The 14,736-nt window shown below is 47.5% G+C and carries 14 protein-coding genes and 2 pseudogenes; 10 read left to right on the top strand and 6 right to left on the bottom strand.

The window, feature by feature from the left end; translation table 11 throughout:
- The 3 genes and pseudogenes from H6G46_RS15765 to H6G46_RS15775 all read left to right on the top strand — a co-directional run.
- Window positions 1-254, top strand: a pseudogene (locus H6G46_RS15765) (IS701 family transposase); the annotation flags it as partial.
- A gap of 59 nt (window positions 255-313) precedes the next feature.
- Window positions 314-766: a transposase gene (locus tag H6G46_RS15770; protein ID WP_010872994.1), complete on the top strand. Its 453-nt coding sequence runs from the start codon at window positions 314-316 to the stop codon at window positions 764-766.
- A 56-nt stretch (window positions 767-822) separates the two neighbouring features.
- A pseudogene (locus tag H6G46_RS15775) lies at window positions 823-1,095 on the top strand (IS1 family transposase); the annotation flags it as partial.
- Window positions 1,096-1,315: 220 nt separating this feature from the next.
- Here the strand turns inward: H6G46_RS15775 and H6G46_RS15780 are convergent.
- A complete protein-coding gene (locus H6G46_RS15780) occupies window positions 1,316-2,470 on the bottom strand; it encodes an alanine--glyoxylate aminotransferase family protein (RefSeq protein WP_010872995.1) in 1,155 nt (384 codons plus the stop codon).
- Window positions 2,471-2,760: 290 nt separating this feature from the next.
- On the opposite strand from H6G46_RS15780, the gene H6G46_RS15785 reads away from it, so the two are divergent.
- The gene (locus H6G46_RS15785) at window positions 2,761-3,186 is read left to right on the top strand and encodes an FHA domain-containing protein (RefSeq protein WP_010872996.1); all 426 of its coding nucleotides are present in this window, start codon (window positions 2,761-2,763) and stop codon (window positions 3,184-3,186) included.
- 93 nt (window positions 3,187-3,279) lie between these two features.
- On the opposite strand, the gene H6G46_RS15790 is transcribed toward H6G46_RS15785, so the two are convergent.
- Entirely contained in the window at window positions 3,280-3,579 is a 300-nt protein-coding gene (locus H6G46_RS15790) for a 2Fe-2S iron-sulfur cluster-binding protein (RefSeq protein WP_010872997.1), read from the bottom strand.
- A 144-nt stretch (window positions 3,580-3,723) separates the two neighbouring features.
- Between H6G46_RS15790 and H6G46_RS15795 the strand changes: the two genes are divergently transcribed.
- Window positions 3,724-4,425: a HEAT repeat domain-containing protein gene (locus tag H6G46_RS15795; protein WP_010872998.1), complete on the top strand. Its 702-nt coding sequence runs from the start codon at window positions 3,724-3,726 to the stop codon at window positions 4,423-4,425.
- Window positions 4,426-4,503: 78 nt separating this feature from the next.
- Here the strand turns inward: H6G46_RS15795 and H6G46_RS15800 are convergent, their stop codons facing one another.
- From H6G46_RS15800 to H6G46_RS15815, 4 genes are all read right to left on the bottom strand, one after another.
- Window positions 4,504-5,670, bottom strand: coding sequence for an NDP-sugar synthase (locus tag H6G46_RS15800; RefSeq protein WP_010872999.1), 1,167 nt, complete (start codon window positions 5,668-5,670; stop codon window positions 4,504-4,506).
- Between the two features lie 165 nt (window positions 5,671-5,835).
- A complete protein-coding gene (locus H6G46_RS15805) occupies window positions 5,836-6,744 on the bottom strand; it encodes a CoA-binding protein (protein ID WP_010873000.1) in 909 nt (302 codons plus the stop codon).
- 104 nt (window positions 6,745-6,848) lie between these two features.
- Complete coding sequence (gene fni, locus H6G46_RS15810) at window positions 6,849-7,898, bottom strand: type 2 isopentenyl-diphosphate Delta-isomerase (protein ID WP_010873001.1); 1,050 nt, start codon at window positions 7,896-7,898, stop codon at window positions 6,849-6,851.
- 171 nt (window positions 7,899-8,069) lie between these two features.
- A complete protein-coding gene (locus H6G46_RS15815; RefSeq protein ID WP_010873002.1) occupies window positions 8,070-9,176 on the bottom strand; it encodes a hybrid sensor histidine kinase/response regulator in 1,107 nt (368 codons plus the stop codon).
- A 577-nt stretch (window positions 9,177-9,753) separates the two neighbouring features.
- Between H6G46_RS15815 and H6G46_RS15820 the strand changes: the two genes are divergently transcribed.
- From H6G46_RS15820 to H6G46_RS15840, 5 genes are all read left to right on the top strand, one after another.
- Entirely contained in the window at window positions 9,754-9,978 is a 225-nt protein-coding gene (locus H6G46_RS15820; protein ID WP_010873003.1) for a photosystem I reaction center subunit IV, read from the top strand.
- Window positions 9,979-10,012: 34 nt separating this feature from the next.
- Complete coding sequence (locus H6G46_RS15825) at window positions 10,013-10,876, top strand: DNA-formamidopyrimidine glycosylase (protein ID WP_010873004.1); 864 nt, start codon at window positions 10,013-10,015, stop codon at window positions 10,874-10,876.
- Between the two features lie 32 nt (window positions 10,877-10,908).
- A complete protein-coding gene (locus H6G46_RS15830) occupies window positions 10,909-11,637 on the top strand; it encodes an NUDIX domain-containing protein (protein ID WP_020862300.1) in 729 nt (242 codons plus the stop codon).
- A 49-nt stretch (window positions 11,638-11,686) separates the two neighbouring features.
- Window positions 11,687-13,363, top strand: a complete 1,677-nt coding sequence (locus tag H6G46_RS15835) for an NAD+ synthase (RefSeq protein ID WP_010873006.1) — start codon at window positions 11,687-11,689, stop codon at window positions 13,361-13,363.
- 362 nt (window positions 13,364-13,725) lie between these two features.
- A complete protein-coding gene (locus H6G46_RS15840) occupies window positions 13,726-14,577 on the top strand; it encodes an EAL domain-containing protein (protein WP_231848029.1) in 852 nt (283 codons plus the stop codon).
- Window positions 14,578-14,736 lie beyond the last annotated feature (159 nt).

The following is a 14,736-nucleotide window of genomic DNA, read 5'->3' on the forward strand; positions in this document are numbered from 1 at the left end:
AAGAAAGTGGTTTTAAAATAAAAAGAGTAGTGTCAGATAGCTTATATGGAGAAAGCCATAGCAATTTTATCAGTGCTGTAGAGGAATTAAAAATAGAATATGCAGTGGGAATCCGGAGTAATCATGGGGTCTGGCTTCCAAAGGAAGCTAAAGTAAGGGCAAATAAGTGGAGGAGGTTTGAACACATAAGATGGGATAGAAAACAGGAAGATAGGTATATCAGAGAAATAGTTTATGGCAAAAAAGCGCAATAAGATATTGGGAAATTAAAACAGAAACAGAAAAAGAGGAGGAAAAAGCAGGATGGTTTGTAATGACTCGAATACCAGATATTAAATATAAAGAAGTTGGCAGAATATATGGAGTAAGGTCATGGATAGAATATGGATTTAAGCAATGCAAAAGTGAATTAGGATGGGCAGATTTTAGGGTAACTCATTATGAGCAAATTCAAAAATGGTGGGAATTAGTGATGTGTGCATATTGTATGATTTGTTTTTATGATGAGAATTTTAATCCGACTCTAAATTCAACGTCAAAGTATCATCAAAAGCATGAAAAATGGGATAAAGAAAAATGGCTAAACAACCTACGATTAGTGATCTCTGTATTTAATGCAATAAATCTTATCAAAAAGTGGTTAAAAGTATTTCCATTTGCTCATGTTTTGGATGAATTAACTAAATTTTACAACAAGGTTGATAAGCTAGATCGATTAAAGTATTTGCTAAATTCATGGAATACATTCTATTCTTCTTCTGCCTAGATTGATGAAAGAGGGATATCTCCACGGCCGCCACCAAAAAGCAACTATGTACTACATCAGATGACTAGAAGCCCTATCAACCACTGCTGGATGAACATCCCGATGCGTTTCATATAATTAGCAAAAGAGAAACAGTAGGAATTGAGAGAAACAACTCAGATAATCGCCATTGGTTTGCTAGATTTCATCGCCGCACGAAAGTTGTATCCAGGTCAGCCCACATGGTTGATATCACCATGGCAATATTTGCCAAATTCAGGGTCAATGGTAACATAGAACTACTGCAGGACTGGCACCTCTCATTACTTTCTTGGAACTCTCCTGAATAAAAATCTAAGCCCTACGTCCAAATGCTTTCACCCTATTAGTTCTTTTGAAAACCGGCTCGGTGAACATGACTCTAGTTAATCCCACTGGCCAAATACAGTCACAAAAAAAGAGGAGATAAATCCAAGGTCAGAATTGTTCATTCCCTGGTTTACCCCCCTCTGTGACGATATTTGGAGATCGCCGTTGTTAATATTGCTGGTTTAAGACTTTGTCAGGTGATTAACCTTTAGCCAAAACCCCAGCGGCGGCGGCCACTCCAGATCCAGGGGTCACGCCCTCATAACCTAGTTCAATCAAAGTGGCTTCCAAGGCCCCGATGCAACTGAGGATATCCCGGTCACAAACAAAACCCAGGTGCCCAATGCGGAAGATTTTTCCTTTCAGGTGATCCTGCCCACCGGCCATGGCAATGTCGAATTTTTTGCGCATGGTACTGCGAATTTTTTCCGCTTCCACTCCCAGGGGCGCAACGGCGGTAATGGCATTACTTGCCGCATTATCGGGGGCAAATAGGGGTAAATTCAACGCTTTCATGGCCCCCCGGGTCGCATTGGTGTGGCGTTGATGGCGGGTAAAAATAGCATCTAGGCCTTCCGCTTTCATCATTTGCAGAGACGCTTGCAACCCATACATTAGGTTGATGGGGGGGGTGAAGGGGGAGCTATCTTCATCGGTGGATTTTTTATATTTTTTCAAATCCAGGTAGAAGCGAGGAATAGTGGCGGTTTCGTAGGCTTGCCAAGCTTTGGCACTTACGGAAACAAATCCCAATCCAGGGGGAATCATATAACCCTTTTGAGAACCGGATGCCACCACGTCCAGGCCCAAATCATCGATCGCCACGGGGGTAGCGCCCAAACTGGTTACGGCATCCACAATCATTAACGCCCCACCATGGGCCTTAGCGGCGGCATTGATGGCGGCCAAGTCATTCAAGACTCCGGTGGAAGTCTCGGAATGGGTGATGATCAGAGCTTTAATAGTTTTATCGCTGTCCGCTTCCAACAAGGTTTTGAAGTCATTGGGGTCCAACGCTTTGCCCCATTCGGCTTTAATTTCTTCTACTGCTAAACCGAAGGTTTTGGCCACCTTGACCCAACGATCGCCAAATTTACCGTTATTGCCCACCAATACCCGATCGCCAGGGCTGAGGAAGTTGATAATGCTCGCTTCCATAGCCCCCGTGCCACTGGTAGTCAGCATCAACACGTCGTTTTCAGTTTGATGTAACCATTTGAGGTTTGCCGTCAGCTCAGCGATGATTTTGCTAAAGTCACCACTGCGGTGGCCAATGGGATGTTTCGCCATGGCCAACAAAACTTTTTCTGGTACGGGAGTTGGCCCCGGAATCATCAACATTTGCTTATTATCCATCGCGGTCAATCCTCCCCTTCGCTAAACGCAGTCAGGTAATTTTCTAGGGTTAATTTGTCGGTAATTGTTATCAATGCCGGAGTTATTGGGCATGATAGTTAGGCTTCCCATATTACCAAAACATGGCGCTGGCAAAATCTGTGCTGTGGCCCCAGCTTGATTTCCTTGACTGCCATTGGCGTGGTTTTAAGAGGACTCTGGGGCGATCGCCTCCACCAGAATTACCTAGGTGCAAAAGCAGGACAGACCGTACAATGGGAAACGATTAATCAAATGCACGCATAACTTGAATGGCCGCCATCACCCTCACCCTCCTTCTCCCGGGTAAAAGCGTTGCTGTCCAGAGCTGGACCTTTGAATCGGAACAAACCATCCGTGTGGGTCGGGCGGCGGATAACGATGTTGTACTTTATAGTGCTGTAGTATCCCGGCATCATCTAGAACTCCGACGGGAAGAGGAAGCTTGGGTCGCCATTAACTTGGGAGCTAATGGCACCTATATGGAAGCGGAAATGGTGGAAAAGCTTGTCCTCAAGGATGGCATGGTTCTACGCTTAGCCAGTTCCGGCCCCAAAATACAGATTAGGCTTCAGTCTGAACTCAGTACCCTGGAACAGGAACTAGCTCAACAAGATAGTTCCCCTACTGGGCCAGGGGAAGAACAAAAATCCAGCCGTCTCCACCCTGGGGATTCCAAAGAGACCATCATCAACTAGTGGTCCGACTAAAGTAGTTGATGATCTTACCTCCGGATGTTGAATGACATCATATCTAGCCCTTATCCAGCCCTTGGCCTCCGGTGATCGCCCCTAGCCTTTGGGTTTGGTGTTCACACTCACCGGCCCATTGACCAAGGTTTGACAGGCGAGACGGAAATTGTCGGGCTTTTTGCGCAATACCCTATTTTCAAAGTCGGTTTTCGGGGAAAGATTTTCCATACCCGCTGTGATTTCCACGATGCAAGTGCCACATTGGCCGTAGCCTCCGCAGTTCATCAGTTTTCCTTTCAAGGTATAAATATCAACGCCATTCTGCAGGGCCTTTTCCCGTAGGTTGGCACCCTGGGCCACAACAATATCCTTCTGCTCTTTAACAAAGGTAATGGTCACTGCAATTTCCTCCTGTCCTCAGGGGACAAACTATATTAAGAAAGTTTACGGGATTATGTTGCCCGGGGAGAATTTGTCCGTGGGGGGTTTACCGACCGATCGCCGGTGAGAAGTACCAGGATAGCTTTATAAAGTTTTGTTACAATGGCAGAAGAAATTCTCAGAAACCCAGCCATGACAGCCCTGACCCTCGAACAAATTGCCAGCCAACTCGACAGCCCCAATTCCCGCGATCGCCTGATTGCCCTAGCTTCCCTGAGACCCTATTCCAGTGAGGAGGCGGTGCCCCTGATTAAAAAAGTTTTAGATGACGATACTTTACAGGTGCGTTCCATGGCGGTGTTTGCCCTGGGCATTAAGCAAACCGAGGAATGCTATCCCATTCTGGTTAAGCTGTTGGAAACCGATGGAGACTATGGCATCCGGGCCGATGCCGCGGGGGCCCTGGGTTATCTAGAAGACGAACGGGCTTTCCATCCCCTCTGCCGGGCTTTTTACGAAGATACGGAATGGCTGGTGCGGTTCAGTGCGGCGGTGGCCCTGGGCAATTTAAAAGATATTCGGGCTCAAACGGTCTTGCTGGAAGCACTGAAAAGTGACGAAGCAGTGGTACAACAAGCGGCGATCGCGGCCCTGGGGGAAATTGGTGCCGTGGATGCAGTAGATGCGATTTTGGCCTTTGCATCCCATGAGGACTGGTTAATTCGCCAAAGATTAGTGGAGGCCCTGGGAAATTTGCCCTGCGACCAGAGTCGTTCTGCTTTGACTTTCATGGTCAAGGATGAGCACCCCCAGGTGTCCCAGGCGGCCCAGTTGTCCTTGCAAAAATTAGACCTGCTTAGCTAGGTTTTCTGTTTCTTTTCCCCTTGTCTAATCAAAATCTGCAACCGGAGAAAAACAATTTCCCCCAGTTCTCTTCTGTGATTATTCCGGCTGGAGAAGCTTGGAAATTTCCCTTTGGGATGGGTATTCTTGGCGGTATTGCACAGCGGCATGGCGAGCATCGGTGATGAGCCAGTCCAACGCCGCTGCCTGCACATCGATCGCCGCTCCGGTTTTATCTACACAGTAACGACCAAACACCAACTTATCCACTAAGCGAGCCCCGGGACCTAAACGGGAATACTCAAAAATTACACTGTTGTCCACCACCGCTCCCTGACAGATCAGGCAACTGGGGCCAATCATGGAAGGGCCGATGATTTTTACCCCGTCCTCAATGCGGGTCATGCCGCCAATGTAAACTGGACCCTCAATTTCAATGTTGTCCCAGTTAGCGGCTACGTTGATGCCTGTATAAACCCCCGGTCTAACTTCAATGCCGGGAATTTGCACATTTTTAATTTCCCGGGAAAGCACTCCCCGGATGGCCTGCCAATAGTCGGGCACTTTGCCAATGTCTACCCACTCAAAGTCCATATTGACTGCATAAAAGGGTAGGCCGCTATCCACCAGCTTGGGAAATAGATCCCCTCCCAGGTCGTATTCCTGGCCAGAGGGAATGTAGTCGATTACTTCCGGCTCAAAAATATAAATGCCCGTGTTAATTTCTGTGCTCAGGGCTTCTTCCACCGCTGGCTTTTCCTGGAAAGTTAAAATTTTGCCGTTGTCGTCCGTGACCACTACCCCATAGCTAGATACCAATTCCTGGGGCACTGTCTTGGTGATAATGGTGGCGATCGCCCCTTTTTCTCGGTGGAGCTTAACCGCAGTGGTTAAGTCTAAATCAATTAGCGCATCACCGCAAAGCACCACAAAGGTGTCGTCAAAAAAGGGGTTAAACTCCTGAATTTTCTTCAGCCCCCCGGCTGATCCCAAGGCCTTGCCCACCAGGTCACCATCAACAATATTGCCTTCAAAAGAATAGGCTATTTGTACGCCAAACCTTTGGCCATCCCGAAAATAACTTTCTATCTCCTCCGCTAGATGGCTCACATTGACCATGATCTGGTCAAAACCATGTTGGCGCAACAACTCCAGCAAAAACTCCATCACGGGCTTTTGCAAAATCGGGATCATCGGCTTAGGAATGGTGTGGGTGATTGGTCTGACCCGAGTGCCCTTGCCGGCGGCCAAAATCATGGCTTTCATCAACAATTTTCCTCAAACTCAATCACACAAGTTGGCATAACTCACCCGCCAGTCTATCAAGATTCTTCTCACTACTCCAATAAGCATAGCTGAAAGCTTGGAGGAGTAACTAACCCCATGGTGACCGCTGGCGGGAAAGCAGAATCTATCTCCATCATCTTTGCCCTAATCAGTGCCCAAATGGCGACTTTCCATGGCTAGGGGCAAAAAAATGGGTAGCTCCCAGGGGGCTTCCGCCACCGGAATGTTAGCGTTCTCAAAGGCTTGTACCGTTTGCTCAACGCTGGTTAGAAGGGGACGTTTATGGGACAGTTGGTTGGCCACAATGGTGAGGGAATCGCCAAAGTGTCGTTTGATTTTTGCGCCCCGTCCTGCCAAATAGGCCACCACTGGTTTTTCAATGGCCGAGGCCACATAATCCGCCGCCCGCATTTCCCCGTTACTGTTGGGTTGCCCCAGCAATAAAATAGTTGCCGTTTGTTCGTCTTCTTCTAGCACCTGGAGCCATTGCTCAAAGTTGGAACCATTGAGGCCGTCGGTGCCTAGACTGATCACCATGGATTGTCCCAAGCCAGCGGCGCTTAAGGTTTGGGCTATGTCGTCGGTGAGGCGATCGCAGTGGCTAATAATGCCGATGGGCCCGGGTAGATAGCAATTGGGGTCGAGGGTGCCGACGGAAAACTGTTGGGGGATCATAATGCCTTGACTACCGGAACCAAGGATCAGGGTGTGGGTAGCTTGGGCTTCCCGCAGGAGAGTAATCATATCCAGGGGGGGGACTCCAGCGGACACAATTACTAGTTGACGAATGCCTGCGGCGATCGCCTCTAGGGCCGCATCCAAAACTCGGTAGGGGGGATTGAGAATTAAGCTAATGTCCACGGGGCCGACGGTTTTAACGGCTAAATCCACCAAATCAAATACCGGCAAATCCCCAATTAGTTCTCCCCCATGGCCTGGACTTACCCCCGCCACCAGCTTGGTCCCACAGCTCCGCATCTGTTCCAGGTAGGTTAAACCGAGGGGATGATGTACTCCTTGTAGTAATACTTTGCTCTCTTTATGCCATTTCATGGGGGGATTATTAAAGGAAAACTGTGGCTTGATGCCCTACTCCGCAGCTATCGGGGTCAACCAGTCCAAGCTTCACTGTATCGTCAACCAGAGCAAAATGTCCCTTAAGGTTTAGTTAACCTTTGTCCCGATTGTCTGTCCCAAAGGGGGACTTGGGCCAGTTGGGTCAGATTGGCGGCATCACAACAAAAGGCGGCGATTTGCAGTTCCCTTAGCCGTGCCTGGTAATGGTCATAAACCCTTTGGGCGTTGATTTTCGCTTCTGCTAATACCGGTGCCGCACTACCCACCAGGGTGGCCCCCAGGGCGATCGCCTTGGCCCCGTCAATGCCGGAACGAATGCCGCCGCTGGCGAAAACCAGGATCTGCTCAGTATTTTGCACTACCTGTTGCAAACTCCAGGCTGTGGGTAATCCCCAATCGGCAAAGTTATGGGCCACTTCCTTCGCTTGGCGATCGGTTTGTCGATGGGCTTCCACTTCACTCCAACTGGTGCCCCCAGCTCCAGCCACATCGATCGCCCCGACCCCACATTCCTGCAATCTTTTGGCCACCGGACCGCTAATGCCATTGCCCACTTCTTTGACAATTACCGGCACTTCCAAAGCCTCTACTAAAGCTTCTAACTTAGACCAGAGTCCCGACCACAGGCGATCGCCATCGGGTTGCACCGCTTCCTGGAGGGGATTGAGATGCAAAATCAGCGCATCGGCTTCAATCATATCCACCGCCCGCTGGGCTTGCTCCAAACCGTAACCGTAATTTAATTGCACTAATCCCAGGTTGGCAAAAAGTAAAATATCTGGGGCGACGGAGCGGACTTGATAGGTGAAGGCTAAATCAGGATTTTCAATGGCGGCCCGTTGGGAACCCAAACCCATGGCGATGCCCAAAGCCTGGGCCACCTCGGCTAAAAATAGATTAATTTGCTTGGCCTCTGGCGTGCCGCCGGTCATACTGCTGATCAACCAAGGGTAAGTCAAGGATTTACCCCAGAGGGTCAGTCCCAAATCCACTGCATCCAGATCCACCGCAGGAAGAGCGCAGTGTTCCAGCATCAATCTTTCAAAGCCGGTGGAAATGCCTTTGCCCACCACATCTTCTTCTAGGACAATGCGGATATGATCGGACTTACGGTGGGGGGTGCTATCCATCAGTGAATTACATTACAAATACCGGCAAGCAATTTTGCCATCAACTGGAGGGAGTGGAGCAATAACTTAAAAATAACCCAGGATTAAGGTGGGGGCATATTGTGGTGGTGCTGCTAGGAAAAACCAAAAAACATTAGGGATTTCGATTTCAGTACTATTGCCCTTGGAGTCTTAAATGGAGTCTGATTCCCAGCCCTGGATAGTAATGGTGGTGCCTTCCCCGGGGACACTGGCGATCGCCAATTTTCCACCGTAGAGTTCCGTCAGTCGTTGAGCTAAGGTCAACCCCAGCCCAGAACCCTGTTGCTCAAATTCGTGACGCCGGAACTGTACATGGGCACCGATGGAATTTAATTCTTCTTTGGCCATGCCCCTACCATGGTCTCGGATGGTCAAGTGACAGGTGCCATTTTTAGCCACGGCTTCCAGTTGCACCAGGGTACCAGGTAGTGAAAACTTAAAAGCATTGTCCAGCAATTCTTGAACAATTTTCTGAAAATCTGGCTCCGCCACCTGGACCCGCTGGGGCACAATCATCATTTCCACATCCTGACGGCGGGGTTGATTCTGTCCCAAATTCTCCAACACCAGAGCCAAGCTCAATGGCAGTTCGGTGTATTGACTCAACCGGGATTGCCACACCTCCAGGCGGGTGGGGCTGGCCAAGAGTAGGTCCAAATCTGCCATCAACAAAAAATTCTCCACCAAACGATGGAGTCTCTCCCCAGAGGTTTTGATGTCATGCAACGATTCCATCACTTCATTGTGGGAGAGGGAATCATAGAAATTAATCAGCAACTGGGACGTCCCCAAAATCCCGTTTAGGGGGGTCAATAATTCATGGGGCAGGGAACGGGTAACTTGTTGGCGCAGATTATCCAGGCGGCTTTCCACCATGGCCTGGCGCTGATAATGGCGGTCCAAACGGGTGGTGATGGCATGGAGCAGTTCATCGATGGTGAAGGGTTTGGTTAAATAATCATCTGCCCCCAATTCCATGCCCTGGCGGAATGCGTGGTGGTCTGCCTTTGCTGTTAAAAGAATAAAAGGAATAACCGCCAAGTTGGGGTCCTGGCGTAGGGACATCAATACTTCAAATCCCGTCACCCTGGGCATCATCACATCACAGAGAATTAAGTCCGGCAGATGTTGCTTCGCCAAAGCCAGACCAGTTTCACCATCGGGGGCAGAAATAACTTCGTAGTCTTCCAGGGAGAGAATGTCCTCTATATTCTGCCTAACCTCTAGTTGGTCTTCAATTATCAAAATTTTGGGCATGGGTTGCGCTTAAAAAATGATGTTGTAGATAATTCTGACCTTTCTCCATTATTTTCCTACCTCATGTCTCTTTGCTCACCATGATTTTTTTGTTAGGGGAGTTTTCTGGGCGGCAGAATATCAGGCGATCGCCAAACTCAGTTGTGCCCTCAAGTGAGCAGCAGTAATGAAGTCAAATTCCATACTAGGCGGCGGTAAAAAGGACTTGAATCAAGTTTTTGGGAGTAGGGGAGCAACTTTAAGAAGAGATTACGGAAAATTTAAGGAAAATAAGATTTAAAGAAAATCTAGAAACCCCAGGAAATTTTAAGATTATTCATAACTGTCGATTGTGCTTCTATTATCTATCCATATGATCCAGAAAGGGGAATTGGGTCAAGCTCTTTTCCCTAGAACCACTCCCAGGAGCAGGGATATGTAAAGAATTGTTTTGGGAAAGTCGGGGGGAGGGGGAGGACGCAGAATAAAGCTGGTAGAATTTGGCGTTAAGTGGGCTGGGTTGTTGCCTGGGGCTTCCTCGGGACACCAGCAAACGGGATAGTTTTTTACAAATCGCAATTATCTAAGGAATTAAATCATGGCCTTAAATCGTGGTGACAAAGTTAGAATCAAACGCACTGAGTCCTACTGGTACGGTGATGTTGGCACGGTTGCTAGTGTGGAGAAAAGCGGCATTCTCTATCCGGTGATTGTGCGCTTCGACCGGGTGAACTACAACGGTTTCAGCGGTAGTGCTTCCGGGGTAAACACCAACAACTTTGCCGAAAATGAATTGGAATTGGTGCAAGCGGCGGCAAAATAGTCTTGACTGTGGACTAAATTTGCATTGTTGAACTGTGCCAGAACTACCAGAAGTTGAAACAGTATGCCGGGGGCTCAATCGTTTGACCCTGGAGCAGACCATCGGGGGAGGGGAAGTGTTGCTTGATCGCAGTCTTGCCTACCCCGTTTCTGTTGAGGATTTTCAGAAGCAAATTACCGGTTGTCGTTTGGTGGGCTGGCAACGGCGGGGAAAGTATTTGCTGGGGGAACTTAGAAGCAATCAAGCCCCAGGGCCGGCGGGATGGTTGGGATGCCATTTACGTATGACAGGGCAGTTACTCTGGACAGAACGGGATCAGCAGAGACCACGACACACTAGGGTGGTGCTCCACTTTGAGGGCGGGTGGGAGTTACGTTTTGTGGATACCCGCACCTTTGGCAAAGTCTGGCTCCTACCAGGCGATCGCCCTTGGGCTGAAGTAATGACGGGGCTGGGACAGTTGGGGCCAGAACCCTTTGGGGCGGATTTTACGGCGGAATATCTCTACGAAAAGCTGAAATCCAGTCGCCGCCCTTTAAAAAATGCCCTGCTGGATCAACGGTTGGTGGCAGGCTTGGGTAATATTTATGCCGATGAAGTCTTATTTTTTTGCGGCTTCCATCCCACCATGGCGAGTAATCAGGTGAGTTTGCAGGACTGTGAACTGATACATCAACAAATTCAAGCCACTTTAACAGCGGCCATTGAGGCTGGAGGCACTAGTTTCAGCGATTATCGCCAGGTGACTGGTATCAATGGTAATTATGGCGGTATGGCCCAGGTCTATGGTCGGGAAGGAGAACCCTGTCGTCATTGTGGTACAGTGATCGCCAAAATTAAATTGGGAGGGCGATCGGCCCACTTTTGTCCCCAGTGTCAGCCAAAATTAGAGCGGTGAATATAGACGCATATAGGTCAAATAAATTATTGATGAATCCGATGGGCCAGCCTCGACAAAACCATTTAGCTGACTTTAAAGTGGGTGTGGATAACGTTATTTTTTCCGTCGATACCCACTTACATCGTTTATTGGTCTTACTAGTTAAACGAGAAGATCAGCCCTATCAAAATTATTGGAGTTTTCCCGGCACCTTAGTGAGAATGGGGGAAACCCTAGAGGGGGCCGCCCACCGGATTTTATCAGAAAAGATTGCCGTCAAAAATCTTTATTTAGAACAATTATATACATTTGGTAACCCTGGTCGAGACCCCAGGGAAGCACCGGATCAGTATGGGGTCAGGTATCTATCCGTCAGCTATTTCGCCCTCATCCGCTACGAAGATGCCCAGTTAATGAGCAAAAATCTGAGTCAGGTCAGTTGGCATAATGTGGCGGCCATTCCGACCTTAGCTTTTGACCACAATCAAATCCTTGACTATGGCTATCAGCGGCTCCGTAATAAATTGGAATACAGCCCCATTGCCTTTGAAGTGTTGCCAGAATTGTTTACTTTAAATGATTTATTTCAACTCTACACCACGGTTTTAGGGGAAGATTTTGCCGATTATTCTAATTTTCGCTCCCGCTTATTAAAATTAGGTTTTCTCAAGGACACCGGCCAAAAAATCAGCAAAGGAGTAGGTCGTCCCGCTAGTCTTTTTCGTTTTGATGCCCGGGCCTTTGCGCCACTCCGGGATAAACCCCTAGTGTTTGTCTGAATTGGCTCCGGTGGATTAAAGTAATAATTACCATAATACCCCTCTGACTATGTTTACCATTGCCCTTGCCCAGCTTAATCCCACCATTGGGGCGATCGCCGAGAATGCCGAAAAAATTGTCACGGCAGCCCTGCAAGCCCAGGCAAGGGGAGCTGATTTACTATTAACGCCGGAATTAGCCCTCTGTGGTTATCCCCCCAAGGATTTGTTACTTAATCCAAGTTTTGTCGAACAACTGGAAGAAGAGTTACAATGGCTGGCGGAAAAAATGCCTCCTTCTATAGCAATTTTAGTGGGCACTGTTACTCCCCACCACCAGGCAGAACGCCAAGGACAAAAAAAACTTTGGAATAGTGCAGTATTAATTGAACAAGGACAGATAAAGCAGTGGTTTCATAAATGTCTCCTACCCACCTATGACGTATTTGATGAAGACCGTTATTTTGCCTCGGCTGCCAAGAGTGAATATTTTATCTATAAAAACGTCAAAATTGGTGTGACTATTTGTGAAGATTTGTGGAATGACGAGGCTTTTTGGGGACAAAAATTTTATCAAGTTAACCCCCTCATGGATTTGATTGATCAGGGCGTGAATTTAGTTGTTAACCTATCAGCTTCTCCCTACAGTTGTGGCAAGCATTACCTGCGAGAATCCTTGATTAGCCACAGTGCCAAGAGATTTAATGTGCCTTTGATTTATGTTAACCAAGTGGGGGGCAATGATGATCTCATTTTTGATGGGGGTAGTTTTGCTGTCAATAGCCAAGGCAAAATTATTGGGCGATCACCGTTATTTCAAGAAGACTTAGCCCTGTTAAGTTATGACTTAAGTAGTGGGGAGTTAACTGGGCAAAAGTTAGCTAGTTTACCTATGGTGGATACCGAAGAATTGTGGCAAGCTCTGGTGTTGGGGGTGGGAGACTACCTCCACAAATGCGGTTTTAGTAAGGCAATTTTAGGTCTGAGCGGCGGCATTGACTCTTCCCTAGTGGCGGCCATTGCTGTGGAAGCTTTGGGCAAAGAAAATGTGCTGGGAATTTTGATGCCTTCTCCCTACAGTTCTGACCATTCTATTCAGGATGCCTTGGCCTTGGCAAAGAATTTAGGTATGAATACCCAAACTATTCCCATTGGGCCGATTATGGCCACCTATGACCAGGCCCTAGTACCCCTTTTTCAAGATGCCCCCTTTGGCCTTGCCGAAGAAAATCTCCAGTCCCGCATCCGGGGCAACCTCCTGATGGCGATCGCCAATAAATTTGGCCATCTACTCCTCAGCACTGGCAATAAATCGGAATTAGCGGTGGGTTACTGCACCCTCTACGGGGACATGAACGGTGGCCTAGCGGCGATCGCCGACGTCCCCAAAACCCAAGTATTTGAACTATGCCGCTGGCTCAACCGGGAACAAACCATCATTCCCCCCAGCGTTCTGACTAAACCGCCCAGCGCCGAACTCAAACCAGGGCAAGTAGACACCGACTCCCTTCCCCCCTACGATGTCTTGGACGGCATTCTTGGGAGATTAGTCGAAAAACATCAGTCTCCCCAGGAAATCATCAACGCAGGCTTTGAGCGGGAAGTCGTACTAAAAATTTGCCAACTAGTGCAAAAGTCAGAGTTCAAACGTCGTCAGGCCGCCCCGGGACTGAAAGTCACAGATCGAGCCTTTGGCAGTGGTTGGCGCATGCCCATTGCCCAAGCTTTCCATCCCCAAGGCAGTTAATTTCAGCGGCAAAGCTATATTTCAGGGGCTAACTAGTCCGGGAGGATCATTGAATTTTTTCCCTGGACTAGGTTAGGATTTATTAATGTAAAAAAAATATAAGCACAGTCAAATTGTCTCCAAACTTGGCATCTAAGCTTAGCGTTTGCTTAGAATAACTTAATTGCGTTTATTTAAAAATCAATAATTTCTCTTTTTTGGAACGAACAAATGTCATGAATTCCTCGCTTTACCATGGTGAAAAAATCCGCCATTGGTTTCCTAACTCCTCCCTAGATTTTGTTTCCTCACTACATGCAATGTTGGACAATTTGTCAAAATGGTTTCGTAATTTACCTATCCCAAATTTTAGTAACAATTCCTTGTTTCTCCGTGGAGTTAGTAAAGTTCCCAACTCTCCCCAATTTAATGACCCAATTCAAAACCTGGCCTGGGAAATGGCCCATTGCCTGGAGCAAAAAAAATTTCACCTCCATTACCAACCCCAGATTGATATCAAAACAGGAGCTTTATTGGGGGTCGAAACCCTCATTCGTTGGCACCACCCCCGCCTAGGCTTTATCTCCCCTGCCGAGTTTATTCCCATTGCCGAACAAACCGGATTAATTGTCCCCATGGGCTACTGGGTACTACAACAAAGCTGCCTTCAATACCAACGCTGGCTTTCCCAAGGCATTCCTCCTTTCAAGTTATCGGTCAATTTATCCCTACGTCAATTACAGGAAGCGAACTTAGTAAGCGAGATAGAAAGTATTGTTGCTCAGACTCAAATAAGTTACCAGCAAATTACCCTGGAAGTGACAGAAAGTCTTATGCTCTATGAACCAGGGGAAACCATTAATCGCCTCAATCAACTAAATGAAATGGGCATACAAATCGCCATTGATGATTTTGGTGTCGGCTATTCTTCCCTCTCCTATCTCAAGGATTTACCTCTCCAGACTTTAAAAATTGATAAGTCGTTCTTAGATGACCTTTTGACTAGGGAAAAAAATCAGGTAATTCTCCAAAGCATTATCGAACTAGGTCATCGTCTAGATCTAAAAATTGTTGCCGAAGGCGTGGAGAGTGTAGAACAATTAGCCATGCTCAAATCCATGGATTGCGACTATGGCCAAGGCTACCTTTTCAGTCGCCCTCTAACTGATCAAGATACTACTGCTTTTTTTCGCACATCATCCTTTCTGGAAACTCGCTGCCTAGCTACAGTTTAAAGAATCCGTTTTTGATTTGTTGTTAGTATGTTTTTAATATTTAAATACTCCATAAACTCCACTTTTGATTCCAGGTCAATGCCGTCTCTAAGGCCGGGGAAATTAGTCAAAATAGTCTAAATCTTCAAAATCCAGCAATACACAATACCATTAAATAAT

This window comes from Synechocystis sp. FACHB-908 (assembly GCF_014698595.1).
Classification (GTDB): domain Bacteria; phylum Cyanobacteriota; class Cyanobacteriia; order Cyanobacteriales; family Microcystaceae; genus Synechocystis.

What these genes read in the sequence shown, in the direction of transcription:
- H6G46_RS15770 (WP_010872994.1), top strand. Translation starts at nt 314, where the DNA reads ATGACTCGAATACCAGATATTAAATATAAAGAAGTTGGCAGAATATAT.
- H6G46_RS15780 (WP_010872995.1), bottom strand. Translation starts at nt 2,470, where the DNA reads ATGGATAATAAGCAAATGTTGATGATTCCGGGGCCAACTCCCGTACCA.
- H6G46_RS15785 (WP_010872996.1), top strand. Translation starts at nt 2,761, where the DNA reads ATGGCCGCCATCACCCTCACCCTCCTTCTCCCGGGTAAAAGCGTTGCT.
- H6G46_RS15795 (WP_010872998.1), top strand. Translation starts at nt 3,724, where the DNA reads ATGGCAGAAGAAATTCTCAGAAACCCAGCCATGACAGCCCTGACCCTC.
- H6G46_RS15800 (WP_010872999.1), bottom strand. Translation starts at nt 5,670, where the DNA reads ATGAAAGCCATGATTTTGGCCGCCGGCAAGGGCACTCGGGTCAGACCA.
- H6G46_RS15805 (WP_010873000.1), bottom strand. Translation starts at nt 6,744, where the DNA reads ATGAAATGGCATAAAGAGAGCAAAGTATTACTACAAGGAGTACATCAT.
- fni (WP_010873001.1), bottom strand. Translation starts at nt 7,898, where the DNA reads ATGGATAGCACCCCCCACCGTAAGTCCGATCATATCCGCATTGTCCTA.
- H6G46_RS15815 (WP_010873002.1), bottom strand. Translation starts at nt 9,176, where the DNA reads ATGCCCAAAATTTTGATAATTGAAGACCAACTAGAGGTTAGGCAGAAT.
- H6G46_RS15820 (WP_010873003.1), top strand. Translation starts at nt 9,754, where the DNA reads ATGGCCTTAAATCGTGGTGACAAAGTTAGAATCAAACGCACTGAGTCC.
- H6G46_RS15830 (WP_020862300.1), top strand. Translation starts at nt 10,909, where the DNA reads ATGAATCCGATGGGCCAGCCTCGACAAAACCATTTAGCTGACTTTAAA.
- H6G46_RS15835 (WP_010873006.1), top strand. Translation starts at nt 11,687, where the DNA reads ATGTTTACCATTGCCCTTGCCCAGCTTAATCCCACCATTGGGGCGATC.